General features: G+C 34.0%; 3 protein-coding genes. All 3 read right to left on the bottom strand.

The window, feature by feature from the left end; genetic code table 11:
- Positions 1-137: 137 nt before the first annotated feature.
- Positions 138-746 (bottom strand): 2OG-Fe(II) oxygenase, encoded by a 609-nt coding sequence (locus tag E5A76_RS09555; RefSeq protein WP_053989535.1) that lies wholly within the window; start codon positions 744-746, stop codon positions 138-140.
- A gap of 137 nt (positions 747-883) precedes the next feature.
- Entirely contained in the window at positions 884-1,213 is a 330-nt protein-coding gene (locus E5A76_RS09560; RefSeq protein ID WP_161118783.1) for a hypothetical protein, read from the bottom strand.
- Positions 1,214-1,221: 8 nt separating this feature from the next.
- Positions 1,222-1,561, bottom strand: a 340-nt coding sequence (locus E5A76_RS09565; RefSeq protein ID WP_262383647.1) for a hypothetical protein, incomplete at its 5' end; no start/stop codon positions are given.

Raw genomic sequence — 1,561 nt, forward strand, 5'->3', positions numbered from 1 at the left:
ACACATTATAAATTTATTTCCATTATCAATAAAAAAAACTTCTTTTATAATAAAGATCATCTTTCTTGATTAACGATAGCTTTAGTAAACTGAAACTAATAAAAAAGAGAGCCAAATGACTCTCTTCCTTTTAATTATTAGCGTGCAATATCGAGCTGATTACCTGTTACACCATTAGTACGGAACCAACCTGCAATACTAAAACGTCGTTGCGTTGCAGGTAAGACTTCATGAGGAAACAGTTCAGATAAGAAGACAACTAAGCGCCCTGCTTTTGGATCTAAAGTAGCGAGTTCGTTATCGTCCAAATCATACATTTTCAGACGACCACCATGTTCTGGCTTCCAATCATCATTAAGGTAAAACACAGTAGTAAGTTTACGATTCTCTTGACCTCGGAAACAATCTAAGTGCTTTTGATAAAAATCACCTTGCTCATATTTTGCAAAATGGGCTTCGTATTCAAATAATCCGAGATAAAAATGACGGTTCACTTCTAATCGGATCTCATTCATGCGTTGGAGAAAATCAGCAACAGGCTTACCCATGTCATCCGATAACCACTGAATTTTATCACTTCGAATAGACTTTTGAGTCATGTATTCATCATTACGACCGATACCAGCTTGGCTCCAGTCTTGTGGAATACAATCTTTCAATGCTTTAACCTCATCCTGAGCTAAAAAGTCATCCCAGACAAACCAACCCTGAGTAAATAAGGCATCAATAAGTTTGTCGTAATTCATATTCGTTCCAATCGAAATAAAAAAGGCTTTATAACGCTAGAAACTTCATACAACAAATCAGAAAATTTATACTTATCTTAAATTTTTTTATTCCTGAAACAGATTATTAAACCATTAATATTGAGTAATATAATAAGTTAAAACAAATGATATTGCGCTTGTCCATTACGTTTTAAATCATCAATAGAATCAACCTGTTGAAAATGTTCAACCCAAGCAATATTACTTCTTGGAAACTCAACTTTAATCGCCTTTTTAATATATTTCTTTAACGCACTTAATTCTAATGTCACCCTTTGATCAATATAACCAAATTGTTTAAAGCAAAACTCTGCTTTTGATGATTTTAAAATACAAAAGCCACGATCTTTTTTAAACGTTAGCACTTCAAACGCATCACCTATATTCATTGATTTAAGAAAACGTTCACAACTCACTTCAACATGAGAAATATGAATCTTTGACATATCGCCTCCTAATCAAGTAGATCAGTCTTTGCTAACAACTTACAGAAATGCGCCTTTATTAATACATCACTGATAAAGAACACCGTGATTATGTTATCGGCAACTGTAAATGCCACTCGAAAAGCGGTATCCGGTGCGACAACTATCTTGTATTCCAATACACGATGCTTTTGATACATGCCATGAGGGACAGATTTAATTTTGCCATTATGTAGCGTAAGTAAGGTAGGAAGACGCTCATGAAGATCATTCATAATGGCAACTTCATGCTCTGCATATTGATGGAAGAACTTACGTAGATGACGATTTTCGGCAATAAAAATATTCATAATTAACCAGATATAACGT

It is taken from the genome of Photobacterium lucens (assembly GCF_009873615.1).
Lineage (GTDB): Bacteria > Pseudomonadota > Gammaproteobacteria > Enterobacterales > Vibrionaceae > Photobacterium > Photobacterium lucens.

What these genes read in the sequence shown, in the direction of transcription:
- E5A76_RS09560 (WP_161118783.1), bottom strand. Translation starts at nt 1,213, where the DNA reads ATGTCAAAGATTCATATTTCTCATGTTGAAGTGAGTTGTGAACGTTTT.
- E5A76_RS09555 (WP_053989535.1), bottom strand. Translation starts at nt 746, where the DNA reads ATGAATTACGACAAACTTATTGATGCCTTATTTACTCAGGGTTGGTTT.